Here is a 25,949-nt window from a genome sequence, read left to right as displayed (position 1 = left end):
AATGACTTTACGGCCGACCATATCCTCCATCCTCTTATTCTGCCTGCTGGCGCTTACGGCGCCGCAGGCAGGCATTACTGAAGAAGCCGGCGCGGGAAAAACCGTCAGGGTCTCTCCGGAAGGGCCGCTGAGGACAATCTCCGAAGCCGTGGCCTCGGCCTCGCCCGGCGACGAAATAATCGTCGAGGGGCCCGGGGTCTACAAAGAACACGTCGTCGTGGACAAGCCCCTTACCATCACGGGCGAGGGGCACCCCGTAATCGACGGCGGGGGGTCGGGAACGGTCGTCACGATAAAAGGCGCGGGGACAGTCTTCGAGGGGTTTACAGTAAAGGGCTCGGGAACTCATCTGTCGGCCGAGGACGCGGGTATACTGATCGATTCAGCCCCGGACGCGGCCGTCGTCGGCAACAGGCTCGAAGACGTCCTCTTCGGCATATACGTCAAGGGCTCTAACGGCGTCGTCGTCGACGGCAACGTCGTAACGGGCAAAGACCTTCCCATGCCGAGGAGGGGCGACGGCATAAGGCTCTGGTACAGCTCGGGCACCAGGATACTCGACAACCGCGTCTCCCGCGTAAGGGACGTCGTGATATGGTGGTCGAGCGACACGCTTCTAAAAGGCAATGTCGTCGAGGGAGGGCGCTACGGGCTTCACTACATGTCGAGCAACCACAACCGGTTCGAGGATAACGTATTCAGGAACAACTCCGTCGGCGGGTTCTTGATGTACAGCGTGGACATACAGTTTTACAGGAACAAATTCACGGGCAACCGCGGCACGGGCACAGGGTACGGCGTCGGCTTCAAGGACCTCGACAGCGTCGTCGCGAGGGATAATGTCATCGCGGACAACCGCGTCGGGATATTCCTCGACAACTCTCCATACCTTATAGAAGCCTGGAACGAGATCGACGGCAACGTCATCGCCTACAACGACATCGGCGTCTCGGTCATGCCGTCGATACGGCGAAACGCTTTCGTGGCTAACAGCTTTACGGGGAACGACGAGCAGGTCGAGGTAAGGGGAGGAGGGGTCCTTTCGGGTAACGTGTGGTCGAGGGACGGACGCGGCAATTTCTGGAGCGATTACGTCGGCTACGACGAGGACGGCGACGGCGTGGGCGAGATCCCGTACAAGGCCGAGAGCCTCTTCGAGAGCCTGGTCGACGAGAACCCGTCGCTCCGCATATTCGCCTACAGCCCGGCGTCCAAGGCGCTCGAGCTCGCTTCGAAAGCCTTCCCGGTGATAAAGCCCGTGCCCAAGCTCACGGACGAGCACCCGCTCGTGCGCCCCGGGGTCGTCCTGGAACCGGCCGGAAACGGTGATATGCCGCGCGGGCTCCTCCTGGCCTCGGCGTCGATGGCGCTTCTCCCGCTCGCATTCCTCGGATACGCGGCCCTCGGCGGCCGCGCCGGCAACGGAGGCGCACGGTGATAGAGATAAAAAATGTAACCAAGCGCTTCGGGAAGCTGACCGCCGTCGATTCCGTGAGCCTCGCGGCCCGCGAGGGCGAGGCCGTCGCGCTCCTCGGGATGAACGGCGCGGGAAAGAGCACCCTTTTGAAATGCGTGCTCGGCCTCCTCGACTTTACCGGCGATATAACCGTAAACGGCGTCAGCGTCCGCGGCGGCTCGAAACGGGCCAAGGCGCTCATCGGCTATCTCCCACAGGAGCCCGTCTTCTACGACATGCGGGCGATAGACGTCGTTCGCTTCTTCGGGCGCATAAGGCGCGCCGGGCCGGGCGAGTGCGAGGCGGCCCTCGAAAAGGCCGGCCTCTCGGGCCACGCCCGAAAATACGCCTCCGAGCTTTCGGGCGGCATGAGGCAGAGGCTCTCGTTCGCGGTGGCGCTCCTGTCGAGCCCCCGGTTCCTTCTCCTCGACGAGCCGACGTCGAACCTCGACGCGGGCGGGAGGACGGACTTTCTCCGCCTCATAAAGGAATACAAGGAGAAGGGGAATACCGTCATATTCTCCTCTCACAGGTTGGGAGAAGTAGATTACCTGGCGGACAGGGCGGTCGTCATGCGGAACGGCAGGGTCGTCTTCGACGGCGAGCCCGAAAACCTGAGGCGCATTTCCGGCGCGGGGACGAAGGTAAGCCTGAGGGTTCCCGAAAGCGACATGACTCGCGCCGAAGAGGCCCTCGCCCGGGCGGGCATAGCGGTCCGCTCCCGGAACGGAAGCGGCCTCGTGATAGACGCCGAAGAGGGCGGCGCGGCCGTCCCCGTCACGGTGCTCGCCGAAACGGGCGTCCGCGTGCTCGGGTTCGGCGTCGAAGAGCCCACGATGGAAAGCATACTCGAAGGAGCGGGCGGCAATGGAAGCTAGAAACGTCCTCATGCTCGCGGGGAGAGAAGCGCGGGAATCCGTAAAGAACAAGTGGTTCGTCCTCTACACGATATCCTTTTCCGCGCTGGCCGTTCTCATACTCGCGATCTCCCCCGAAAAAGGGGCGCTCACGGAAGGGGCGGGCTACGGCAGGACGGCCGCGAGCCTGATAAACCTCGTCCTCCTGTTCGTGCCGCTCGTATCCCTCATCACGGGCTCGGGGGCGATATCCGGCGAAAGGGAGAACGGCACGCTTCAATACCTCCTCTCGCATCCCGTAACGAAGGCCGAGGTATTCGCGGGTAAGTTCGTCGGGATATTCATCCCCATATGCCTCTCGATTTCCCTCGGCTTCGGTCTCGCCGGGGTCGGCGCGGCACTGCGTGGCGGGGGAGGGGACGCCTCGGGGTTCATAACGACTGCTCTCCTTTCGGCGCTCCTCGCGGCGTCGCTCCTTAGCGTCGGGCTACTGGTGTCGGTATATTCGCGTAAGGCGTCCCGGGCGACCGGCATCGCCGTTTTCCTCTGGCTCGTCTTCATAATCCTGGGCGACCTCGGCGTCATGGGCACGGCCGCCGCCATGGAGCTCGGCATAAGGCAGGTGTTCGTCCTCGCGCTCCTGAACCCGGCCGAGGTGTTCAAAATAGCGTCCGTGCTGGCTCTCAGCCCCCGGTACGAGATACTCGGCCCGGTCGGGGTCTACGCGGTAAGGACGTTCGGGAGAGAGGGGATGGTGCTTTTACTGATGTCGATAATGGCGCTATGGACGATAGCGCCCTTCGCGCTGGCGCTCGCGTCGTTCAGCATATTCAGGAGGGAAGAACCATGAGATACGTTCTCTTTCTTTTATTGGCGTTGTCGTTCACGGCGTGCGGGGACAAGCCGCAAACCGGCCCCGTGGAAGTCCACTACGGCGAGGACGTCTGCGAGAGGTGCAGGATGATAATAAGCGACCAGAGGTTCGCCGCGCAGTACGTGACGAAGAAGGGCCAGGCGAAGAAATTCGACGACATAGGCTGCCTCGCGGCCGAGCTCAAGACCGACGGCGGCGAGGATGTCGCGTCGGGGATATACGTTGCCGATTTCGCCGCGGGCGGTTGGATAGACGCCCGGAAGGCGCATTATCTGAAGAGCCCCGAGATCGCCTCGCCCATGGGCTACGGCATCGCGGCGTTCGCGAGCGAGGAGGCCCTCAAGTCCGATCCCGCCTACAGCCCCGATGCCGAAATTGGCGGATTCGATAACATCATGGAATAATATCGGGATACCTTCCATGAGCAGAAATATTACAGAACCCGCCGAACGGATACGGAGCGCCGCTCTTTCTCTGTTTATCAGGAACGGAATCTCCGGCACGACGACGAAGGAGATCGCCCGGGAGGCCGGGGTTTCCGAAGGCTCCATATACAACCATTTCGAAAGCAAGGGCGACCTCGCCCTGAGGCTCTTCGTCGATTGCATGTCCATGTTCAGGGAAGAGCTCGATAAAAAGTCCCTCGAAGCAGAAACCCCCTCGGGGAAGCTTGCGGCGGCCATCGAGGTTTTTTTCGAGTTCGCCAGAAGGGAGCCCGAGGTCTACGCCTACATCATGATAGGCCACTTTACCGAGCTCGGTAAAATTCCCAAAACGATTAAAAAGCCCGTGGACGTTTTCTCCTCTATTATAAAGAGCGGCCTGAAGTCGGGCGAATTCTCCGGCCTTAACGAAAAGCTGGGGGCCGCCTACGTAACCGGCATGCTGACGCGTGCCATACTCTTCCACAAAACGGGCGTGCTCAAAATGCCCTACGGGGCCATCGTCAGGGAGACGGTAAAGTCTTCGCTGAAAGTCCTCGGCTCGCCCGGCGAGATAAAGAAATAATCCCGCTTTTCCCCCTTCCCCTTTAGCGTCAAGCGCCTTCTTCTGATAAAATATTCGGGTCCCCCGGACGGCGAAAGAGCCTTCGGGCCGGTGTATACTTTATTTATGTTTTACAGCAGAAAGTGAGGATTATGCTGCTCGTGAAAGATAACATGACAAAGGACCCGTTCACGGTTCCTCCGGGCGAGGACGTCCGCGTCGCATTCAGCAGGCTCACGGATTTGGTGGTCCGCCAGGCCCCCGTGGTCGAGGGCGGGAAGCTCCTCGGTATCGTAACCGACAGGGACCTCCGCCTCGCCGTCGCCGGGACGGTGGACGGCCCCGGGCTCACGGTGGCGGCCGTAATGACGCCCGACCCCGTAACGGTCTCCCCCGACATGTCCCTGAAAGACGCGGCGCGGATAATAAGCAGGAACAAGTTCAACGCGCTGCCCGTCGTCGGGCCCGACGGCTCGCTTCTGGGGATGCTGACGACGACCGACATACTGAACGGCCTCGTAAAGGCGCTCGACCACTCTCCCAAATGAACCATGCATAACCCGGGCGCACCCCCGGCGAAGGAGGATACGAATGAAGATAGCGAAGATAATGTTCCCGACCGATTTCTCGGAGGCGATGACCGCGGCGAAAGACCACGCCCTCTACCTGGCCGAAGCCCTCGGGGCCAGGGTGTCCATACTCCACGCCATAGAGCCGCTCGACTCTGACGGCATCGACGACGAGATAAGGGATTTTTACGAGGCCCTCGAAGCGAAGATGGCAGAGAAGATGACGGACGAAAGGGAGGCTTTCGAGGGCAGGGGGATCGAGGTCGAAACGGACATCATTATAGGCGAGAGGTGGAAGGTCATAAATAACGTCGCATCCGAAAGGGGGATAGACCTCATCGTAATCGGCTCTCACGGGATCACGACCTCCACGGGCGAAATTTCCGTCGGCACGACGAGCCACAAGGTGATGTTCACGTCCCCGTGCCCGGTGCTCGTCGTCAGGCGCGACGTGACGCACGACGCCCACGAAGAATAGGGGCATATGTTCCGCTCCGGCCGAAAGGGGTATAGACTTTGTAATCACGCAAGGAGGTATCTCCGAATGGAGTTAGGCTCGAATTTCTCACCCTGGTGCTTTGCCGTGCTGGTATTCGTCCTGTTTATCATTTCAGGGACGGTTGTTCCGGTGTCGTCCTCCGCAGCGGCGGAAACCCCGGCTTCACCGAAAGCCGCCGAAATAAAACCCGTAATCGATCCCGAGGCCGACAAATTGCTAAGGGCGATGAGCGCCGTTCTCGCCAGGGCGAAGGCCTTCACCGTATCAGCCGACGTCGATTTCGACAGGCTCATGCCTTCCGGCCTTCTCATAAAATACGGTGGAGCGGTCGACTTGACCGTCGAGAGACCAGGCAAGGCCTACGCCTCGTTCGACGGCGATCTCCAGAGCCGGAAGATCTGGTACACGGGCAGCGAAATAACCGTCCTCGACGCCGACAACGGCTTTTACGGCGCGCTTCCGACACCCGGCACGATAGACGAGACGATGGATTTTCTCATAAGCGATTACGGCATGACCATACCCCTCGCCGACATCCTCTCGGCGGATCCCTATAAAGCCTTCATATCCAACGCCGTCGCAGGGGTCGTAGCAGGCGAAAGCACCATCGACAACAAGTCGTGCACGCACCTGGCGTTCGTCCAGAAATATATAGACTGGCAGATATGGATATCAGACGGGGCCGACAGGCTCCCGTGCAAGCTCGTCATAAATTACAAGACGGTTCCCGGCAGTCCCCAGTACTCGGCCGAATTCTCTCACTGGAGCATCGACCCGTCCATTGATCCGTCCGTGTTTAAGCCCGAGATACCGCCCGGAGCGATGAAAATCGATTTCCTTAAAATGCAGGAAAAGAACAAGCAGGAAGGGCTTTAAGGGAGGCGCAGCATGAAAACGAATAAAACGAGAACGATATCGAAATTCTTGACCGTCACAGCGGCGGTGCTGCTTACGTTCACGCTGACGCTGCCTCTCGACTCCCATGCCAGGGGCGGCTTCGGAGGGGGCGGGCGCGGCGGCGGTTTCGGGGGTGGTGGAGGTTTCGGCGGCGGAGGGGGTAGCGTAAGGTACAGCGGCGGTGGCGGAGGCTTCGGCGGCGGGGACTACAGGGGCTTTCAGGGCGGCGGCTCGCAGTCTTTCGGGGGCGACAGGGGCGACAGCTTCAGCGGCCAGGGCGGCCGCAATTTCGATAACAGCAACGTAAACAGCAATATAAACAACGACAACGTGAACCGGAACATCGACAACAATAACGTAAACCGCAATATAGATAACAACGACGTCAACAGGAACGTGGACAACAATAACGTCAACCGGAACGTCGACAGCTTCAATAACAACACCGTAAACGTTTACAACGACAATCACTACGACAACTACTGGCACGGCTACTGGAATACCTGGGGCGGGTACTATTCCGGCTGGGCGTTCGCGGGAGGGCTCGCTGTCGGCGCGGCCGTGGCTTCCCTGCCGTCGTCCTACACGACGGTCTACGTATCCGGCGACCCGTTCTACTACACGAACGGCGTCTACTACCAGCCCCGGGGGACGCAGTACATCGTCGTTCCGCCGCCTCCGGGGGCGGTGGTGACTACGCTCCCGCCGTCGTGCTCCACGGTCTACGTCCAGGCGACCGAGTACTATAACTGCGGCGGCGCGTTTTATTCGAACACGTCACAGGGCTACCAGGTAGTGAACGCTCCCGTCGGGGCCACGGTGCAGGCGCTTCCCGACGGCGCGCAGTCGAAGACCATAAACGGCACGACGTACTACATTTTCGGAGGGGCGTATTACCAGCCGTTCTACAGCGGCAACAGCGTTATTTACCAGATAGTCCCCGACCCGACCAAGGGCTGATACGGGGGAGGGCGGCTACGCGGTCTTTCCGAAGTGCTTAAGGGCCTGCCCGATCACGACGGGCAAGAGGCTCATGACGAGTACGAGCGTCCACCCGCCGGCGTCCGGCGGGATTATCCTGAGCACCTCGGCGAGCGGCTTTACGTACACTGCCGCCGCAATAAGGATCGAGCACAGTGCGAGCGCGCCCCACACGTAGGGGTTACGCGTTATCTCGTTGTTTACGAGGCCCGAGCCCTTGTCCCGCATGTTGAACACGTGAAAGAGCTGCGCGAAGGCGATTGTCAGGAACGATACCGACACCGCCTCCCGGCTCTCGTACCCGAGCCCGTGTATCGCGTATAGCAGCGCCCCTAGCACCGAGAACATTATCACGGCGCCGTACCCCGCTATGCCGAGCCACCTCCGCCGCGTTAGGAGCGGCTCCTTCGGGTCCCTCGGAGGCTCCTTCATTACGTGCTCGCCTCCCTCTCCCATCCCGAGCGCGAGCGCCGGGAATATGTCCGTTACGAGGTTCAGGAACAGTATCTGTAGCGGCAGTATCGGGAGCGGTATCAGGGCGAACGACGCGAAGGCCACTATCATTATCTCGCTCACGTTGCACGATATGAGATAGAAGATGAATTTCTTTATGTTCCCGTAAATGATGCGGCCCTGCTCGACGGCGCTGACGATGGTCCCGAACGAGTCGTCCTTCAGCACAATGTCCGCCGCCTCGCGCGCGACCTGTGTCCCCCGTAGCCCCATCGCGATTCCGATGTCCGCCTGGCGGAGGGCGGGGGCGTCGTTAACGCCGTCCCCGGTCATGGCGACGACGAGCCCGTTCTCCTGCTTCATCTTCACGAGCTCCAGCTTCTGCTCGGGGCTCACGCGCGCTATGATGAGCGAATCCGAAACTATCTCCGAATCCTCGTCGGAAAGGCTCTCGACCTTTTTTATCACGTTCCCGTGCAGGGGCCTGACGTTACTGTCGTCCACGAGCCCGACGGCGAGGGCGATGTTTTTCGCCGTCGAGGGATGGTCGCCCGTCACCATGACGACCTTTATCCCGGCCTCTATACATTTCCTGATCGCGTCCTTTACGTCCGGACGGGGCGGGTCGAGAAGGCCCACGAGCCCGAGGAACGTGAGTCCCTCGTAAGGGTCTTCGGGCTCACTGTCCGTCTTCTTCTCCGCGTGGGCTATAACCCTGTACCCCTTTGCGGCGAGCCGGTCGTTCTTCTTCCTCCACGCCTCCCTGTCCTCGTCCGTGAGCTCCCTTTCGCCCTCGGGGGTCGATACGAACGCCGACGCGCGGAGGACCGGGCCCGGAGCCCCCTTGACTGCCGTCCTGAATCCGCCGTCCGCCCTGCGAGCCGTCGCCATCATGTTCACGGCGCTGTCGAAGGCGAAGAGCTTCGCCTCGGGGAAGCGCTCGAGAAGGGCCTGCTTCCCGATGCCGGCTTCCCTTCCCGCGGAGACGAGGGCCGTCTCCATTGGATCCCCGGCCGTCACCCCCTCGCCGTCGTAATCCACGGGGACGGTGTTGCATAGGACGCCGACTTCGAGCGCCCGGCGTATGGTCTCGCTCGAAGCCGGGTCCGCTTCCGCGCCGTTTACGAGGAACCGTACGACGCCCCCGCCGCGCTCGATTTCGAGCCCGGCCCCCTCGGTGTCCATCACCTCGACGGTCATCCTGTTCTCGGTGAGCGTCCCGGTCTTGTCGGTGCAGATGACGGACGTCGAGCCGAGCGTTTCCACCGCACTAAGCCTGTTTACGAGGGCGTTCATCCGCGCCATGCGCATCATCCCGCGGGCGAGCGCGATCGTCGCCACGACGGGGAGGCCTTCCGGTATGGCGGCGACGGCGAGGGCTATACCCGTCTCGATCATCAGGAACGCGTCGCGGCCCCTGAGTATCCCGGCGGCTATTACGACAGCGGCGGTGAAGAGGGTGGCCCATATGAGATGGTTGCCTAGCCTGTCGAGGTTCTTTTCGAGGGGCGTCGTCTCGCGCCCCACGCCCTCGACGAGCTTGCCTATGCGGCCGAGCTCCGTTTCCTTCCCCGTTGCCGTGACGGCCGCCTCGGCCGAGCCCCTCGTGAGAGCGGTGCCCATGTAGAGCATGTTCGCCCTGTCGGCGAGCACGGGCTCGCCGCTCAGCGCTTCCGTATTTTTGTGAACCGGGACGGATTCCCCCGTGAGCGAAGACTCGTCTACCTCCACTCCCGACGACTTTACGAGCCTCGCATCGGCGGGCACGACGTCGCCCGCTTCGAGTATCACGATGTCTCCGGGAACGATATCCTCGGCGGCGAGGACCTGCGTCCCGCCCCCGCGCCTCACGGTCGCCTCGACGAGAACCATCTTCCCGAGGGCCTCCATCGAGCGGGCCGCACGGAGCTCGGTAAAAAAACCGATGCCCGCGTTTATGATTATTACGACGATTATGGCGGCGAACTCCGGCACATCCCCGAAGGCGAGCGACACCCCGCCCGCGGCTGCCAGGAGGAGCACTATGAGGCTCCTGAACTGGTTAAGCAATATGCCCCACGCGCTGGCTGTCTTCGCCCCGCCCACGCGGTTTTTGCCGAACTCGCCGAGGCGCTTTCCGGCCTCGTCCGGCGAAAGCCCGTCCCCGGGCGCTACGCCGAGCGCGTCCAGCACTTCATCCGCGGTATGGTTGTAAGGTTTTTCCGGAAGATTCATAGAGGACCGTCCCGATGCCGTCAGGCGCTATTCATGACGGTACACGCATATCCCTGCTATGCAAGCCCTCTCTGAAAGTACCCGGCCTGGTAAGGGATGAAGGCCGCCCGGTCCCCGGCGAGGAAAGCGGCCGGGGCCGGCGCGATAGAAAGCTCGAACGTCTTTCCCGATCTCATCCCCGCCTCCCTCTTGAAAGGGTTAAACCCTTTTCGTTATCATGTCTTTAAAAAGACGGAGCAGCGTTTCTTCCGCCTCCCCGTCCGTATCGGCGGCGAACAGCTTCCCCGCGCCGAGCTCGTCCGGCCGCTCGAAATCCGCTGTGAACCTCTCCAGCATCTCGGGCCCGGCGTCGGAAACGGACGTGCCCTCTTCCTCACGCCTTGCCAGCCTGCCTCTCAGAACTTCTTCGGGTGCGGCGGTCTCCACGAATAGGGCGCCAAACCCGTTATCAGCCGATTTTTCAAACACCATATCCCGCCATCTGCGCTTCGAGAAGCTCGCGTCGAGTACGACGGTGTTGTGCTTCCCGAGCGCCTTCAGCCCCCGCGATATTATTTCTTCGTATGTCCTCGCGGTCGTTTCCGGGGAATATATGCCGCCCTCGTATCCTTCGCGCCTCCTCTCCGTCTCGCCCGTCCCGGTGATCTCCTTCCTCACCCTGTCGGACGATACGACGGGGCACGAGAGCTCTCTCGCCAGCATTTCGGCGAGTGTAGATTTCCCGGAGCCTATGACGCCGAAGGCCACGATCACGGTCGGCGTGGACCCGAGAAGCGCATACCTGAGGGCCAGGGTGAAGTACCTTCGGGCCGTCTCGGCGGCCTCTCGCCTCTCGTCATCCGGAACCCCCTCGCCGACGGACGTCAGGCCGCCGACCTTCCCGCGGACGTACGCCCTGTAGCACTTGTAGAAATCGAGGACTCCCCCGGCGGATTCCCCGAGCGCACCCGCCATGTCCGCGACGAACTCCCTCGCGAGGCCGAAATAGCCGTTGAAGTCAAGGTCCATCGCGAGGAAAGCCACGTCCGACGCCACGTCTATATACCTGAACCTGTCGTTAAACTCTATGCAGTCGTATATGCATATGTCGTCCGGGCCGATGTTGATGTGCTCCATGTGGAGGTCGCCGTGGCAGTCCTTTACGAACCCCCCGTCCTTACGTGAGGTGAAGAGGCCGGCCTTTTCGGCGAAAAACCTTTCGTTAAAGAAATGTATCGCCTCCCAGGATGTTCGGGAGATAGTCTTTCCGACAAAATTTTTAACGGTGCGCTCGTTGTCGTCGATTATGCTCCTTACCTTCTCCGGAGCACCGTTCGAGACGACCTCCCCGCCGGGCGTCTGTCCCCTGTAAAAATCGGAGAGCTTTCGGGCCAGTCGCCTGAAATCCTCCCCGGAACACTTCCCGTCACGGAGAAGGTTCTTGAGAAACCTATCCTCGGGGAGCTTTCTCATCCTTACGGCGTACTCGACCGTTTCCCCCTCGCCTCCGAACGAAAACCCGCCCGGGCCGAGCCGTATCTCCTCGACGCCGAGATACGTCCCCGGGCAGAGCCTCCGGTTGAGCTCTATCTCCCTTTCGCAGAAATATTTCCTTTTTTCGAGCGTGGTGAAATCGAGGAAGCCGAAATCGACAGGCTTTTTGACCTTGTACACGTAAGGCGGGGCGACGAACACGTCCGAAGCGTGGGTCTGGAGGTGCGTAACCTCCCCCGGGTTATGAGGGTACGACGCGGCCGAGCTCAGAAAGCGGATTAACCCCTGCCTGTCTTTGCTCTGGCTTTTACGCATGTCATACCGGCGAATTGTTTACGGCTTGAGCGCTATGACGGAGCAGGGCGACTCGGGTATGAGCCTTTCGGTTACGCTCCCGAGCACGAACCTTTCTATGCCCGTCCTGCCGTGCGTGTTGATCACGATGAGATCCGCGTCGTTCTCCTTGGCATACTGCGAAATAGAGAGCGCAGGGCTTATGCCGTGCACGATGTCCGTCGCCACGGGCCTTGAAAGCTTGACGTCCCTCGACTCCTCGTAGCCCTTGCTGAATTTAGACGCCGTCTTCGCGAGCTCGGAGTAGGATTCCCTGATGACTATATCGAGCGCCCCGGCGGGTATGTCCTGCGCGTACATGTCGAGCCTGAGCGCGTATACCGCCGTAACCTCGGCCCCGGTGAGCTCGGCGAGGTCGAGCGCGTACATGAACGCCGATTCCGCCTCGTCCGAAAGGTCGACGGGGATGATTATTCTGGTGATGGCCCCGCCGTCGAAGGGTTTGTCCCTCTTGGCCGCGAGCACCGGCACGCGCGAGCCCCGGAGCACCTTGGCCGTTTCGCTGCCGACGACGACTTTTTCGAGGAGGCTGTGCCCCCTCTTGCCCATCACTATGAGTCCCGCCTTTCTTCTTTCCGCGAAGGCGATTATTTCTTCCGCGGGCTCTCCGCGCACGAGGACGCCCTCGAACGGTATGCCCGATTCCTCGAGCTCCTTCTTGGCGTCGGCGAACCTATCCTCGGCCTGGGCCTCGATGCCCTTCTGCCATTCGTCGAACGAAGCGTCCTTTTCCCTGAGCGCTTCGAAAAACAGCCCGCCGGGAAGCGGTATTACGTGAAGCCCGATGATTCCCGCCCCGGTGAGACCGGCCAGGTATTTCGCGTATCCGAGCGCGAGCTCGGCCTCCTGCGATCCGTCCGTGGCCCATAGTATCGTATCGATTTTCATATGCTTTTCTTCCAGTTTCCGTCAGTGTCTCCGTACCGGCCATGGGGCGGACGGGCTAAGATAATATTATCATAACGCGCCGCTTTCGTCAGCGCACGGGCCCCCGGCCGGCCGCGTCAGAGAGGCCTTACGGTGATTACGGGGCAGTGCGCCTCCTGGACGACCCTTTCGGTTATGTTCCCCACGAAGTCGTCCTTTCTCATCTTGTAATCACCGTACGTCGTCATGACGATAAGGTCGATTTCCTTGTGCCGGGCGAAATTCACGATCCCCGTCCACGCGTTCCTCGCGGTTTCGACGACCGTCTCGACCCTGTCTTCGAGCTTTGCGTCCTCGACCTGCTCGGTTAGCTTGTTGTAGGCGTCGCCTCTCGCGAGCTCTATCAGCTTCGGCGGGTATTTCCCTTCGCCCGTGACGACGATATTAAGGCTGTATATGTCGGCGTCGATCTGCCTCGCGATGCCCAGAGTGACCTCGAGGTCTCGCGACAGTATGCGGTAGAGGTCCGTCGGGACGAGTATCTTTTTTATCTCCTTCGGCGGCTTCTCGCCCTTCGCTATGTACACGGGGATCTTCGAGTGGCGGAGCACCTTGAGCGCCGTCCCGCCTATGATGTTCTTCTCTTCGGCCTTCCCCTTGCCGAGGATTATCAGGTCGGCATTTTCCTCCTCCGCCGTCTCTATTATCCTGTGATAGGGGACGCCCTGCTTTATGCGCGTCGTGAAGTCGAGCCCCTTTTCGCGCATTTCGGCCGCTATGCTGCTGAGCCTGTTGCTCCCCTTGGATTCCTTCTCCTTTATCCAGCTGGCCAGAAGGTCGAGCCTCTCGGATTCGAACTCGTCTATGGTGCTGACCTCGAAATACTCGGGGATGACGTACAGCCCCACTATCCCGGCGCCGAACATCCTCGCCAGGTTCTCCGCGTGCGACAGCGCATGTATGGAATCCTTCGACCCGTCCGACGCCCAGACGATCTTCTTAATCACTTTAAAATCCTCCTTGGTTTCATTACAGAGCCGGTCTAATCCTTCGAGAATAATAATAAATTAAATTATTACGCCGAGCCGAACGCCCATTACAACGCCGCCTGGTTTTATTCGTGGAAAGCCGTCACATACATTATACACAAAAAACGACGCGATTTTGCGAGTTTATAGCCCATTTTTTCGGGAAATTTTCGTGTTCCCCAGTCATATGCCCGCCCGCATTCCGCCGCGTGCGCGGTCCGGGTAAAATAGTAAAATAAACATAGGATTAACGCTCAGAAAACGCCGGGTTGATGTTATTCTATTACGCATCTTTATACACGCCGGGGCCGGGCACACATTTCGCATCCACGAATGGGCGGTATATAAGCCCGCGGACGCCAGCGGCGGCCGGTACGGGACACTGACTATATGAATAAAAAATATCTCATTATCGGGGGCATCCTCCTCGCGGGGGGCCTCGTCTATTTTCTCATGTTCATGGGGGACGACGGCACCGGCGTCGAAAAGGCCGAGAAGAGGCGCTACATAAAGTCCGTTTACGCCTCGGGATACGTAGACAGCATAGGCAAGGTGCAGATAAAGCCCGAGGTCTCGGGGTACATACAGCGGATATTCGTCGCCGAGGGGGACGAGGTAAAGAAGGGCGACGTCGTCGCCATCATACGGAACGACAAGCTCGACGAGCAGCTAAGGGAAGTCCGTGCGAAGAAGGAGCTCGTCGAGAACAGGATGAAGGAAGACTCGCCTTTCCTGAAGGCGCTCCGTGACGAGATAGACATCTGGAAGATGAACACCGAGATCGAAAAGGGCAACTTCGCCCGGAGGGAGTCGCTCTACCGGAAAGGCATCATATCGAAGGAGGCCTACGACCAGGCCCGCCAGAGCGTCGAAGTCACGGAAAAGACGTACACCAAGTCCATGGAAGCCCTGAAAGACCAGCTCGCCTCGCTCGGCTCCGAGCTCGATTCCCTGACCGCGTCCGAGCAGGCGGTCGTCGAGGAGATCGAAAAGCACAGGATAAAGGCGCCCGTGGACGGCAAGGTGCTGAGGAAGTTCATCGAAGAGGGCGACTACGTGAACAGCGTCTTCAAGGACGACCTCCTCTTTTCCATAGGCGACACGGGCAAGCTCGAAACCGTGCTCCAGGTAGACGAGGAATTCGTCCCGCTTCTTAAGCCCGGGCAGAAAGTGCTCGTCACGACCGACGCCTATCCCGGCGAGGTCTTCGAGGGGAAGCTCACCGTCATAGAAAGCGAGGCCGACAGGGTGTCGAGGACGGTCAAGGTCAAGGCCGATAACGACTATCCGCCGGGCATACCGGTCGGCATAACCGTCGAGGGCAACATCATCGTAGACGACAGAGATGGGGTTTTCGTCAGCGAAGAGGCCGTCGATGACGGCTACGTCGAGGTAGTAAGGGACGGAAAGAAGGTGAAGGTTCCCGTCGAGGCCGGGGCCAATACCGACGGCGTCGTCGAGATCAAAAAGGGCGTCGGGGCGAACGAGGAGATAATCACCCGTTGAGCCCCATAGTGTTCATAGCGCTCAAGCTGCTGACGGAAAGGAAGCGGCAGGCGCTCGTCTCCACGCTCGGTGTCGCGATAGGCGTCGCGGCCTTCATATCCATGAGCGCCGTCATGAACGGCTTTCAGCTCTACTTCATCCGCCAGGCGATAGACATAAACGCCCACATCACGCTCAGGGTCCAGGAAGAGGACGACGAGGGCAGGATACTCCGCGCGGCGTACGGCGACGGCGTGGTAGCCGACGTCCTGGGCTCGCGGCCCAAGGAGCTCAAGGACAAGATAATCGGCTACAACAATTTCCTTAAGCAATACTCGGCCGACCCGCGCATAGTGGGCATCGCGCCCCACCTCACCGGCGAGGGCATAATAAACTACGGCACCAAGGACAAGGGCGTGAGCATGATAGGCGTCGATCCCGAGCTCGAAAGGTCGGCCTCCGTCGTCGACGACTACCTCCAGCACAAGAACCTCGACAAGCTCGTCACCGACCGTAACAGCGTTATTCTCGGCAGCGAGCTCGCACGCGATCTCGGCGTCAAGGAGATCGGGAAGAAAGTCACGATAGTCTCCCCGGCGGGGGGCCTGTACACGCTCAAGGTGGCGGACTTTTTCGACTCCGGCATAACGAGCATCGACAAAACCAGGGTCTACTTCAACATGCGCACCCTCCAGGCGATACTCGACAAGCCCAACCAGGTGAACGAGCTCATCGTTAAATTGAAGGACGTCGACGACGCCGAGAGCATAGCCAGGGAGATGTCCTCGGACACGGGGTACTACGCCGAGAGCTGGCAGAGAGCCTTCCGGAATTTTCTCCAGATATTCAAGATGCAGAACATGATCACCTACATGATAGTCTTCGCTATACTCATCGTCTCGGCGTTCGGAATATTCAACATCATGATGATGACCGTCCTCGAAAAGAAAAAGGACATAGCGATACTAAAGGCCATAGGCTACGAAGACAGGGAGATTACGAAGATCTTCGTCATACAGGGCATACTCGTCGGCTTCATCGGCGCGCTTCTGGGCTGCCTCCTCGGCTATCTCATACAGGAGTGGCTCGCTTCCCTCAGGTTCGACATCGTGGGCATAATCAGGACGAAGGGCTTCGTCCTCGACAGGCGCCCCGCGTTTTTCGTCTACGGCTTTATCTTCGCGATGCTGTTCTCGTTCCTGGCGTCGTTCTACCCGTCGTGGCGGGCCTCGAAGCTCTTCCCCGTCGATATATTCAGGTCAAGCGTATGAACGTGATACTAGAAGGCAGGGATCTCCATAAATCCATAGGCGAAAGCAGCATACTGAACGGCATATCGCTCGCCGTCGGGAAAGGCGACTTCACCTCTATAGTCGGCTCGTCCGGCTCGGGCAAGAGCTCGCTCATGTACGTCCTCGGGCTTCTCGATTCGCCGACATCGGGCGAAGTTTACGTGGACGGACAGAAGGTCGATTTCACCGACAGCAAGTCCCTCTCCGACATCAGGAACCACAAGATCGGGTTCGTGTTCCAGTTCCACTACCTCATCGCCGAGCTCACGGCCTCCGAGAACGTCATGGTCCCTATGCTGAAGCACGGGATAAAACGCCCCGAAGCGAAGGACAGGAGCTACTCGCTATTGGCCGAGCTCGGGCTCGAGGGGAAGGAAGGACGGAAGCCCTACCAGCTTTCAGGCGGCGAGCAGCAGAGGGTCGCCATCGCGAGGGCGCTCGCGAACGACCCCGAGATAGTCATGGCCGACGAGCCCACGGGCAACCTCGACTCCAAAAACTCGGCCCTGGTCATGGACGTATTCCTCGAGCTCAACGAAAAGGGAAGGTCTATACTTATGATAACCCACGAGCCCGAGCTCGCGGAACGGACGAAAAAGGTCTACGAGATAAAGGACGGCCTCATCGTAGGCGAGGAAGAAACGGCCGGGGGGAAATGACGCCTTGAAAGCGATGTTGATAACCGAACTAAAGCCGGTCGGGCGGAATACACGTCCGCTGGCGGCGGCCGACCTCCCGGTTCCCGTTCCCGAGGGCGACGAAATACTTATACGAGTCTCGGCCTGCGGCGTCTGCCACACGGAGCTCGACGAGATAGAGGGCAGGACCCCGCCCCCGGACTTGCCGGTTATCCCGGGCCACCAGGTCGTGGGAACCGTGGTAGATGCCGGCGAGGACGCCGCGCTCCACCGGGCCGGGGACAGGGTAGGGGCGGCGTGGATATACTCCTCCTGCGGCGAGTGCGCGTACTGCGCCTCGGGCAACGACAACCTCTGCCCCGAGTTCCTCGCTACGGGGAGGGACCGTAACGGCGGCTACGCCGAATACATGCTCGCCCGCGACGCCTACGTCTACCCCATACCGTCCGTCTTCTCCGACGCCGAGGCCGCGCCCCTCCTCTGCGCGGGGGCGATAGGTCTAAGGTCGCTCAGACTTTCGAACCTCTCCGACGGCGGCGCGCTCGGCCTTACGGGTTTCGGCGCTTCGGGGCATCTCGTGTTAAAAACAGCTCTTCACCTCTACCCCCAGTCGCACATCTACGTCTTCGCCCGGAGCGAAGCCGAGCGCGAGTTCGCCGAAAGCCTCGGCGCGATATGGACGGGCGATACCGGGGACACCCCTCCCGTCCAGCTCGACGCCGTCATCGACACGACGCCCGTCTGGAGGCCTGTGGTCGAGGCGCTCGGGAATCTCGCCCCCGGCGGACGGCTCGTCATAAACGCGATACGCAAGGAAGAGGCCGACAAGGACTATCTACTCAAGCTCGACTACGCGCGGGATCTGTGGATGGAAAAGGAGATAAAGTCGGTCGCCAACGTCAGCCGCCGCGACGCCGCCGACTTCCTCGAAATCGCGGCCGGGATAAACCTCCGCCCCGAGATCGAGGAGTACCCTCTCGAAGACGCGAACGAGGCGCTCGTTCAGCTCAAGGAAGGGCGCATAAGGGGCGCGAAGGTCCTGAAATTGTAATTCTTCATTTCCCGACCCTGGCGGTCCTGTAACGAATATAATCTTCCATAAGCCCCGGCGCCGATGCGCCGAACATGCGTATGCGCCCGGTGTGGAGTAGAAGCAAAAGCCCCGAGGCATGTGCGAACACGTCCACCATCAAGAGGTTCGCCTCGTCACGCGTAGCGCCGAGGGCTTCGGCGGCGTCCGCTATCGGATGGAGGGCCGCCTCGAGCCCGGCATTTAGGGCCTTGTCACGTTCGCGCCCGAGCCCTACCGGCTTCATACCGCCCCTGAAAAGATAAAACCCGAGGTCGAGGTCGCGCGGATTGTCGGCGTAAAACTGGAAGAACGCCATTGCCGCCGCCCTGAGGCGCGTTTCGGGGGTGCGGGCCCCGGACACTGCGCCGTTAACCGCTCTGCCGAGCTCGGACAGCGAAACCCTTAGGAGCTCGGCGTAGACCGCCTCTTTGGAATCGAAGTAAAAATAGAGTGCGGCGGCCGTATAACCGGCCCGCGCCGCGATGGCTCTTATGCTGGCCCCTTCGAGCCCTTCCTTCTCGAACACCTCTCTCGCGGCTTTCAGGATGAGCCCGCGCTTGTGCTCGCTCACGGCCTCCATCCGGCCCCTCCGTCTTCGCTTTTCGAGGCTCTCCCTGGTCTTTGTAACAGCCATTCGCTCACCTTCCGGTATAACGGTTGACAATAATTCTAACACTGTTAGAATTTAGTACAAGTACTGCCTGAAGGGGGCGGCGTCATATGATAATGACAGCATCCGATTATCGCGAATCCCTGCGCGAATACAAGCCGCGCGTGTTCATAAACGGAAGCGCCGTCGATAGCGTTCCCGACGAGCCGCTTCTGGCGCCGGGCATAAACGCCGTCGGCGTAACTTACGACTTCGCCGACCTGCCCGAGTATCTCCCCGTGATGAGGGCCCGCCAGGGCACGTCCGGCGAGATCGTAAACCGCATGGTTCACATCGACGAGAGCTCTACCGACCTCCTCAATAAGCTCGAGGCCGTCCGGCTCGTGTGCAAGGTCTCGGGCTGCGCCATGCGCTACCTTACGCACGACGCGCTGAACGGTATCTTCCAGGCGACACGGCGTACGGACGACGCCCACAATACGGATTACTCGCAGCGCTTTCTCGAATATCTTCACGGAGTACAGGAGCGCGACCTCACGCTCGCCGTCGCCATGACCGACGCCAAGGGCGACCGCTCCATGCGTCCCGGACGACAGGCGAACCCAGACGTATACGTCCACATAAAAGAGCGCCGTCCGGGCGGCATAGTGATCCGCGGCACCAAGGCAATAGTCACGGGCGCGCCCTACGCTCACGAATTCCTCGTGATGCCCTGCCGCACGCATACGAAAGAAGACGCGGACTTCGCCGTCTGCTGCGCCGTGCCCGTGGACGCGCCCGGCGTAACGATAGTTGCGAGGCCGGCGGGACGCCCGGGAGAGCCCGCGGCGAAATTTTCGGCGAAATACGGACAGTCGACCGGCGTCGTCATTTTCGACGACGTGTTCGTGCCCTACGAAAGGGTCTTTCTCGCAGGCGAATACGAGGAGGGCGGCTTCCTTACGACGTCCTACGCCACGCACCACCGCCATTCCTGCATCGGCGCGCGCGCCGGGTTCGGCGACCTCCTCATCGGGGCCGGCGCGGTTATGGTCGAGGCGAACGGGCTCGACGCGGACAGGCACGGACACATACGCGAGCAGATGGTGGACCTCATCACGATCACGGAAAGCTTCTTCGCCTGCGGCGTGGCTGCGTCCGTGTATTGCACCGAGGACCCCGCCGGCTCGGTGATGCCCGACGCCGTGTTCTCCAATATAGGGAAGCTCCTGCTGGCGACAAAAATTTACGACATGCAGAGGATTGCCCATTACGTTTCCGGCGGACTTATCGTAGCTCTGCCCGGCCCGGACGAAGACCACAACCCCGAGACGAGGGCGTCGTTGACGGCCGTGCTGGGCGGACGCTCCGATATCCCGGCCGAGCGGCGGATGGAAGCCGCACGCCTCATAGAGGACCTCACGGTCTCCGGGCAGAGCGGCTGGTACTCGGTCATATCGCTCCACGGCGGCGGCTCGCCCGAGGCGATGAAGCGCGAGATATGGCGCAACTACCCCGTGGTTGAAAAGACGGAGCTCGTCCGGAACCTCCTCGACAGGGGCGTCCTCGCCGGAGAGAAGAGCGCTTCGAAGCAGCCCGGACGATGCTGCGCGGCGGGGTGCCGGGTCCCGAAGCCGCCCGAGCTGAAGTAATCCCCCCGCGCCATTATGGGCAGGTGTTCCGGGCAGGGGACTGTGCAGGTGCAATTAATGCTCCCCTGGCTCGCAAGCCCCCGCTCCGGTTACAAAATAACCGGTAAGTTCACACAATCTTAATATTTCCTTAATAATTCCGTAATATAATGCGTATGGTCCCGAAGATGTCCTCGCATCCGAAGCCGCCCCTAACGGGAGACCCGGGGGACCAAAATTCCGGAAACAAGGAAACGGTATTGCACAAAACGGAATATTATTCTATTTCTGACCCGGCGCGGCTGGACGAGATAAAAACCGCGCTGGAAGGGGCTTTCGCCGTCTCGCCCGGGGGGGCCTCGACGGTGAAGGAAACCTACTACGACACGTTCGACAGCGCGCTCTACAAAAGCGGCTGGTTCCTGACGAGGCAGGCCAAGCGCTTTCATCTCCGGGAGAAGGGACGCGAAGCGTCCTCGGCGGGGGCGGTGCCCCGATCCGGCTCCGCGTATCCGAAGTGGGCCGATTTCCCCGAGGGCCGCTTGAGAGACGTGCTCCGCGAGGCCGGAGAGATAAGGGCCATCCTCCCCCTGGTTACGATCACGAGGCACACACGGTCGTGGGCGCTCCTGGGCGCCGAGGAGAAAACGGTAGCCCGCGTAAGGCTCGTCGAATCCGTTTCCGGGGAAGAGAACGACGCGGCACCGATAAGGGCCGCCATACTCGAGGCCGAGCCCGTCCGGGGGTACGGGGCGGAGTTCGAAAAGCTGACCGGGATTCTGTCCGGCCTCGGGCTCGAGCCCGGCGAAGACGACATACTGTCCGCTTCCCTCAAGGCCGGGGGCGGGACGATCGGAACGTATTCGTCGAAGGTCAACGTATCTCTCGTCCCCGGCATGCCGTCGGGCAAGGCCGTCAGGAAAATATTGAAGGCGCTCCTCGAAACGATGAAAAAGAACGAGGACGGGATGCTCCGCGACATAGACACAGAATTTCTCCACGACTTCCGCGTGTCGGTCCGGCGCTCGCGCTCGGCGCTCACGCTCACGAGGGATATATACACCGAGGAGGAGAGGGAGCGCTGGAAGGACGCCCTCCGGACGCTCGGCAGGATGACCAACCGCCTCCGCGACCTCGACATATATCTTCTCGGAAAGGAGAAGTACGCCGCGATGGTTCCGCCGTCGTTAAGGCCCGGCCTCGAATCCCTCTTTACACTTATCGCCGGCGAGAGAGAAAAGGCGCTCGGGGAATTCAAGGCCTTCGCCGGATCGGACGAATACCGCCGGATACTCATTTCATGGGGGGCGTTCCTCGATTCGCCCGAATCGTCGGGCACCGGCGGTAAGGCCGGAAAGCCGGTCATAAAGCTCGCCCGGAAACACATCGGAAAACGGTACAAAAACGCCCTCGCCCTCGGGAGCGCCATAACCGGCGACTCCCCGGACTCCGACTTCCACATGCTCAGGATAGAGTGCAAGAAGCTCCGGTACTATTTCGAATTCTTCGAATCGCTCTTCCCCGGCGACGAGGTGAAGCGGGCCATAAAGCAGCTCAAATCCCTTCAGGACAATCTCGGGGATTTCAACGACCTCCACGTCCAGCAGGGGAGCATACAGGGCTTCCTTTCGCTCGTGCCGGCGGGCTCGCCGAAAGAAAGGGAAATAGTCGAAGCGGCGGGCGGGCTCATCTCGTGCCTCTACTCCCGTCAGGAAGAGCGCCGCGCGGAATTCGCGTCCCGCTTCGAGGAATTTTCGGGCCCGGAAACGAAGGACCTGTTTGATAAAATGCTCTCGGGTAATTAGAGTATGGTCTCATGATTACGATCGCCCTCTACAGCATGAAAGGCGGGGTCGGCAAAACGGCGGCCACAGTCAACCTCGCGCACCTCGCCTCTTCAGGCGGCTTCCGCACCCTCATATGCGACCTCGACCCGCAGGGGGCGAGCTCGTGGTACTTCCGTATCCGCGCCGGTAAGAACTTCAACTCGAACAAGTTCATAAAGGGCGGGCGCAGCATCGACGAAAACATAAAGGGGACGGATTACCCCGGCCTCGACCTCCTTCCCTCGAAACTCTCTTTCAGGAACCTCGATCTCGCGCTCGACGACCTCAAGAAATCGAAGACCCGGCTGAGAAAAATATTCTCCGAGGTGTCGGACGAATACGACTACCTCTTCCTCGACTGCCCGCCGGGTATCTCGCTCGTCTCCGAGAACGTCCTCGACGCCGCCGACGTCGTCCTCGTCCCGCTCGTCCCGACGCCGCTCTCGGTGTTGACATTCGAAAAGCTGGGCTCGTTCCTAGACAAAAAAGAGTTCGACGCGACGAAGGTATATCCGTTCTTCTCGATGGCCGAGCGGCGAAAGTCCCTCCACATGGAGATTATGGAAAGGCTGTCTTCCGAAAACGGGAACGTGCTCGCGAGCGTCATTCCCTACAGGTCCGAGGTCGAAAGGATGGGCGTATACAGGGAGCCTCTCACGGCGCACATGCCGGGCTCATTCTCCGCGAAGGCGTACGCCGCGCTCTGGGCCGAGGTGAAAGAGCTCGCCGCCGGGGACGCAAGAGAATCCCATGGCTGACGAAATAGAGCGTAAGTTCCTCGTAAAGGAAATGCCCGACGGGCTTTCCGGTTACGAAGTCCATCGGATACGACAGGGCTACGTTTCGATCGGCGAAGACGGGACCGAAGTCAGGCTCAGGGAAAAGGACGGAAAGTTTTTCCTGACCGTCAAATCCGGCGGTAATTTAAAGCGGTACGAGGTCGAAATACGCATCGGGAGGAAAGATTTCCACGCCCTCTGGCCCTTTACTGAAGGCAGACGCGTCGAAAAGCTCCGTTACGAGATCCCCTACGGCCCTCACGTCATAGAGCTCGACGTCTATTCGGGCAGGTTCGAAGGGCTCGTCACCGCCGAGGTCGAATTCGAATCCTCCGAAGCGTCCGCCGCCTTCACACCGCCCAAGTGGATCGGCAAGGACATCACCAGCGACAAGCGGTACAAGAACAAAAACCTCTCCCGGAACGGCCTTCCCCTCGACCTCTAAATGGCCGAAACGGATTATGGATTACCGCTCTTTTTAATACTATAATCATTACAGGCAGTGATGAAGGGGTGAGAACGGGGTAGTAATTTTTTATGGAGGAAGTTAACCATGAACCGGAAGCTGCTTTATACACTGACTATTCTATCGATTGGAATTATCCTGACCGGCTTGCCGGAACCTTCCCGGGCCGAAGATTCGTCGAGCCGCTTCGGGGCGATCGCATTTTCGCCTTCGACGCGCATGTACGGATACGTTTTCGACTATGCCGACAAGGATTCCGCCCGAAACGGGGCTATTGAGGAATGCAAGCTGCGCGCAGAAAAGAAGGACTGCAAGGCCGTGGTCGATTTCGAAAACGGCTGCGGCGCGCTGGCGGTGGGCGACATAGGCTACGGCGCCGGCTGGGGCGATTCGCTCGGGACAGCGCAGCGATATGCGCTCGACTCCTGCAGGGCGTGGACGGGCGGCTGCCACATCGTCCGCTGGGTCTGTACGACGAACGCCGCCGTGTCGAAATAGGGTGCGAAGACATGCCGCTGCAATTATTCACTCACCCGTTCGCATCCTATTGCCAGAAGGTATTGATAGCGCTATACGAGAACGAAACACCCTTCACGCCGCGCATGCTGGATCAATCGTCCGATCCCGCGACGTTCGCCGAGTTCGAGGCGCTCTGGCCGCTGAAAAAGTTCCCGCTCCTGCTCGGCGGCGGGCGGGCTATCGCCGAAGCGACGATCATAATCGAGTACCTCGACATTCACTATCCCGGCCCTCGCCGCATGATTCCCGCCGATCCGGAATCGGCGCTCGAAGTGCGCTTCATGGACCGCTTCTTCGATAACTACGTCCACACCCCGATGCAGACTATTGTCTTCGACGCCCTCCGCGAGCCGTCCGCCCGCGACGCCGGGGGCGTGGACGACGCGCGGGCCATGCTCGATACGGCGTATGGGTGGCTGGAAAACCGGATGACGGATCGTGAATGGGCGGCGGGCGGCGGCTTCGGCCTCGCGGACTGCGCTGCGGCCCCGGCCTTATTCTACGCCGACTGGGCGTACCGGATAAGCGAAGGGTTTCCAAACGTCCGCGCCTACAGGAGCCGCCTGAACGCGCGGCCTTCGTTCGCCCGCGTCATAGAAGAAGCGCGTCCCTACCGCCAATACTTCCCCCTCGGCGCGCCCGACCGCGACTGACCTCGAACGCAAAAGGTGTACGCTCGGGCAGACAGTCCCTTACTTACCCCCGAACGGGTCCTCCATATCCGGATGCCAGAGCTTAAAGTGGTTTTTGTGCATCTCGGTGTAAGCCCCCTCGGCATAGTGCTTGTCGTAGAATTCGAGGTCCAGGTGGTGCGCCTGGAAAACGAGCCTCGTGAACATCGGGTCTAAAAACGCGGGGAACCTTCCGTAATTCTCGTAGACGTACTGGCAAAAATCCTTCACGATCTCTATCCTGACTTCGCTCGGGTGGTACTCGTCTTCGAGTATGCCGCCCGGGTCGAGGTAAGGGTATGGGTTCTCCTCCTCCCAGAACCGCCCCCGCATGGCGAGGAACCTGTCCACTGCCTCGCGCATGTCGCCTACGTACGGCGGGCACAGCGCCTCGAAGACGCCGTCCCTCCCGACGGGCACGGGCGGCTTTGCGCTCCGGACGGTCTTTTCGGGGTGGGTGAACCTGAACCCGAGCCCCTTGTAGTCCGGGTGCACGCCGAGGGCGTAATGCGGCAGGAGCCCCGTGAAAGCCCATCCCCCGAGGCCGAGCGTCTGCAGCGCCAGGTTCATGTTCTGGCATATGAACGCCTGCTCGACGTTGAGCGTCGTCAAAACCCTGAGCTCCAGGTCGAACAGCGAGAGCTCGACGTCCTTCCTTATGTATCCCTTCTCTATCCACTTGTCGAGCCCGCACGACCTCCCGCCGTTCAGCTCGTCGGTTATGTTGAACCCGTACTTGGCGCCGAAGTAGATGAAAAGAAGCACCATGTACTCGACGGTCGTGTTCGTCACGGGCACGAAGAACGTCGTCCCCGGCTTGTTGCAGTTCCAGGCGTTGAAGTCGAAGAGCCCCGGCTCGCCCTTCGGGAGATCGGCGCGCCCGTCCCCGAGCTTAAGCAGGTTCTTCCTGAAAAGCGAGAGGACCTTCTCCAGCTTTTCTTCCTCGGACTTACCGTGGAATATCGACGTCTCACCCGGGCCCGGCATGGCGTCGTGGAGCTTCACCATGTAGACGCCGCTGTCGTTCGTGTAGAAGAGCTCCGTCGAATGCGAGTTACACGAGCACGGCCAGCTCCGGCCCGTCCACTGGAAGAGCCACGAGATACCCGTCCGCGGCAGGTCGCCGAGCGAGAGGCCCGTCATCCCCGTCCCGGCCCATATGAGGAACGCCTCCTCCAGCTCCGTCAGCGGCACGGGCTCGTGGCGCGACTTGTGCGCGAGCGTCCCTTCTTTAATCTCCATCCCGAGGCCGAACCGCCTTGACCGCCTCGTGAATATCGCGTCCATGAATCCGAAATTAAGCGCTTTCTCCAGCCCCTCTGGAATAGACATGCGAACCTCCGGAATTCGGTTTTAATATAGATTTACACGATTGAGGGGTATTTTGGAATGCCGCGCCAGGCGTTTACTTCCAGGATAATGGAAACCGTTCACACGACCGTTGTTCATCCAAACAAAAAAGGGGAGCCGAA

25 protein-coding genes are annotated in these 25,949 nt (G+C 60.3%); 19 read left to right on the top strand and 6 right to left on the bottom strand.

Going from position 1 to position 25,949, the window contains the following annotated elements:
* The first annotated feature begins 1 nt into the window (after position 1).
* From PKC29_09480 to PKC29_09440, 9 genes are all read left to right on the top strand, one after another.
* The gene (locus tag PKC29_09480; protein ID HML95645.1) at positions 2–1,438 is read left to right on the top strand and encodes a nitrous oxide reductase family maturation protein NosD; all 1,437 of its coding nucleotides are present in this window, start codon (positions 2–4) and stop codon (positions 1,436–1,438) included.
* Positions 1,435–2,334, top strand: a complete 900-nt coding sequence (locus PKC29_09475; GenBank protein ID HML95644.1) for an ABC transporter ATP-binding protein — start codon at positions 1,435–1,437, stop codon at positions 2,332–2,334. The genes PKC29_09480 and PKC29_09475 overlap by 4 nt, the downstream gene beginning before the upstream one ends.
* Positions 2,324–3,163 (top strand): ABC transporter permease, encoded by an 840-nt coding sequence (locus PKC29_09470; GenBank protein HML95643.1) that lies wholly within the window; start codon positions 2,324–2,326, stop codon positions 3,161–3,163. The genes PKC29_09475 and PKC29_09470 overlap by 11 nt, the downstream gene beginning before the upstream one ends.
* Entirely contained in the window at positions 3,160–3,591 is a 432-nt protein-coding gene (locus PKC29_09465; GenBank protein HML95642.1) for a nitrous oxide reductase accessory protein NosL, read from the top strand. The genes PKC29_09470 and PKC29_09465 overlap by 4 nt, the downstream gene beginning before the upstream one ends.
* 16 nt (positions 3,592–3,607) lie before the next feature.
* Positions 3,608–4,195, top strand: coding sequence for a TetR/AcrR family transcriptional regulator (locus PKC29_09460; GenBank protein HML95641.1), 588 nt, complete (start codon positions 3,608–3,610; stop codon positions 4,193–4,195).
* Between the two features lie 131 nt (positions 4,196–4,326).
* Positions 4,327–4,722 carry a CBS domain-containing protein gene (locus PKC29_09455; GenBank protein ID HML95640.1) on the top strand — a complete coding sequence of 132 codons (396 nt, stop codon included), beginning with the start codon at positions 4,327–4,329 and terminating at the stop codon, positions 4,720–4,722.
* A gap of 43 nt (positions 4,723–4,765) precedes the next feature.
* Entirely contained in the window at positions 4,766–5,221 is a 456-nt protein-coding gene (locus tag PKC29_09450) for a universal stress protein (protein ID HML95639.1), read from the top strand.
* A gap of 66 nt (positions 5,222–5,287) precedes the next feature.
* A complete protein-coding gene (locus tag PKC29_09445) occupies positions 5,288–6,118 on the top strand; it encodes a DUF2092 domain-containing protein (GenBank protein ID HML95638.1) in 831 nt (276 codons plus the stop codon).
* A gap of 12 nt (positions 6,119–6,130) precedes the next feature.
* Positions 6,131–7,099, top strand: a complete 969-nt coding sequence (locus tag PKC29_09440) for a DUF6515 family protein (protein HML95637.1) — start codon at positions 6,131–6,133, stop codon at positions 7,097–7,099.
* Positions 7,100–7,114: 15 nt separating this feature from the next.
* Here the strand turns inward: PKC29_09440 and PKC29_09435 are convergent, their stop codons facing one another.
* The 4 genes from PKC29_09435 to PKC29_09420 all read right to left on the bottom strand — a co-directional run bounded on the left by PKC29_09435 (position 7,115) and on the right by PKC29_09420 (position 13,488).
* Positions 7,115–9,787: a cation-transporting P-type ATPase gene (locus PKC29_09435; GenBank protein ID HML95636.1), complete on the bottom strand. Its 2,673-nt coding sequence runs from the start codon at positions 9,785–9,787 to the stop codon at positions 7,115–7,117.
* 198 nt (positions 9,788–9,985) lie between these two features.
* Positions 9,986–11,575 (bottom strand): AAA family ATPase, encoded by a 1,590-nt coding sequence (locus tag PKC29_09430; protein ID HML95635.1) that lies wholly within the window; start codon positions 11,573–11,575, stop codon positions 9,986–9,988.
* Positions 11,576–11,593: 18 nt separating this feature from the next.
* A complete protein-coding gene (locus tag PKC29_09425) occupies positions 11,594–12,502 on the bottom strand; it encodes a universal stress protein (protein HML95634.1) in 909 nt (302 codons plus the stop codon).
* Positions 12,503–12,618: 116 nt separating this feature from the next.
* On the bottom strand, positions 12,619–13,488 hold the full coding sequence (locus PKC29_09420; GenBank protein ID HML95633.1) for a universal stress protein: 870 nt from the start codon (positions 13,486–13,488) through the stop codon (positions 12,619–12,621).
* 411 nt (positions 13,489–13,899) lie between these two features.
* On the opposite strand from PKC29_09420, the gene PKC29_09415 reads away from it, so the two are divergent.
* Genes PKC29_09415 through PKC29_09400 form a run of 4 tightly spaced genes read left to right on the top strand, consistent with a single transcriptional unit; the run spans position 13,900 to position 17,975 of the window.
* Positions 13,900–15,015 carry an efflux RND transporter periplasmic adaptor subunit gene (locus PKC29_09415; GenBank protein HML95632.1) on the top strand — a complete coding sequence of 372 codons (1,116 nt, stop codon included), beginning with the start codon at positions 13,900–13,902 and terminating at the stop codon, positions 15,013–15,015.
* Positions 15,012–16,265, top strand: coding sequence for an ABC transporter permease (locus tag PKC29_09410; GenBank protein HML95631.1), 1,254 nt, complete (start codon positions 15,012–15,014; stop codon positions 16,263–16,265). The genes PKC29_09415 and PKC29_09410 overlap by 4 nt, the downstream gene beginning before the upstream one ends.
* The gene (locus tag PKC29_09405; protein ID HML95630.1) at positions 16,262–16,945 is read left to right on the top strand and encodes an ABC transporter ATP-binding protein; all 684 of its coding nucleotides are present in this window, start codon (positions 16,262–16,264) and stop codon (positions 16,943–16,945) included. The genes PKC29_09410 and PKC29_09405 overlap by 4 nt, the downstream gene beginning before the upstream one ends.
* A 4-nt stretch (positions 16,946–16,949) precedes the next feature.
* Entirely contained in the window at positions 16,950–17,975 is a 1,026-nt protein-coding gene (locus PKC29_09400) for a zinc-dependent alcohol dehydrogenase family protein (GenBank protein HML95629.1), read from the top strand.
* Between the two features lie 4 nt (positions 17,976–17,979).
* Here PKC29_09400 and PKC29_09395 read toward each other — a convergent pair whose 3' ends face one another.
* On the bottom strand, positions 17,980–18,630 hold the full coding sequence (locus PKC29_09395; protein HML95628.1) for a TetR family transcriptional regulator: 651 nt from the start codon (positions 18,628–18,630) through the stop codon (positions 17,980–17,982).
* Positions 18,631–18,716: 86 nt separating this feature from the next.
* Here PKC29_09395 and PKC29_09390 point away from each other — a divergent pair, with 86 nt between their 5' ends.
* From PKC29_09390 to PKC29_09365, 6 genes are all read left to right on the top strand, one after another.
* Positions 18,717–20,237, top strand: coding sequence for a 4-hydroxyphenylacetate 3-hydroxylase N-terminal domain-containing protein (locus tag PKC29_09390; protein HML95627.1), 1,521 nt, complete (start codon positions 18,717–18,719; stop codon positions 20,235–20,237).
* A gap of 239 nt (positions 20,238–20,476) precedes the next feature.
* Positions 20,477–22,021 (top strand): CHAD domain-containing protein, encoded by a 1,545-nt coding sequence (locus PKC29_09385; GenBank protein ID HML95626.1) that lies wholly within the window; start codon positions 20,477–20,479, stop codon positions 22,019–22,021.
* An 11-nt stretch (positions 22,022–22,032) separates the two neighbouring features.
* Entirely contained in the window at positions 22,033–22,800 is a 768-nt protein-coding gene (locus tag PKC29_09380) for a ParA family protein (GenBank protein HML95625.1), read from the top strand.
* Positions 22,793–23,266 (top strand): CYTH domain-containing protein, encoded by a 474-nt coding sequence (locus PKC29_09375; protein HML95624.1) that lies wholly within the window; start codon positions 22,793–22,795, stop codon positions 23,264–23,266. The genes PKC29_09380 and PKC29_09375 overlap by 8 nt, the downstream gene beginning before the upstream one ends.
* 108 nt (positions 23,267–23,374) lie before the next feature.
* On the top strand, positions 23,375–23,785 hold the full coding sequence (locus PKC29_09370) for a DUF4189 domain-containing protein (GenBank protein ID HML95623.1): 411 nt from the start codon (positions 23,375–23,377) through the stop codon (positions 23,783–23,785).
* Between the two features lie 11 nt (positions 23,786–23,796).
* Complete coding sequence (locus tag PKC29_09365; protein ID HML95622.1) at positions 23,797–24,459, top strand: glutathione S-transferase family protein; 663 nt, start codon at positions 23,797–23,799, stop codon at positions 24,457–24,459.
* Between the two features lie 39 nt (positions 24,460–24,498).
* On the opposite strand, the gene PKC29_09360 is transcribed toward PKC29_09365, so the two are convergent.
* Complete coding sequence (locus tag PKC29_09360) at positions 24,499–25,809, bottom strand: hypothetical protein (GenBank protein ID HML95621.1); 1,311 nt, start codon at positions 25,807–25,809, stop codon at positions 24,499–24,501.
* Positions 25,810–25,949 lie beyond the last annotated feature (140 nt).

It is taken from the genome of Thermodesulfobacteriota bacterium (assembly GCA_035325995.1).
GTDB lineage: Bacteria > Desulfobacterota_D > UBA1144 > Nemesobacterales > UBA2774 > JADLGH01.
The sequence above is the reverse complement of the archived record's forward strand: the minus strand, read 5'-3'. Positions and strand labels throughout refer to the sequence as shown.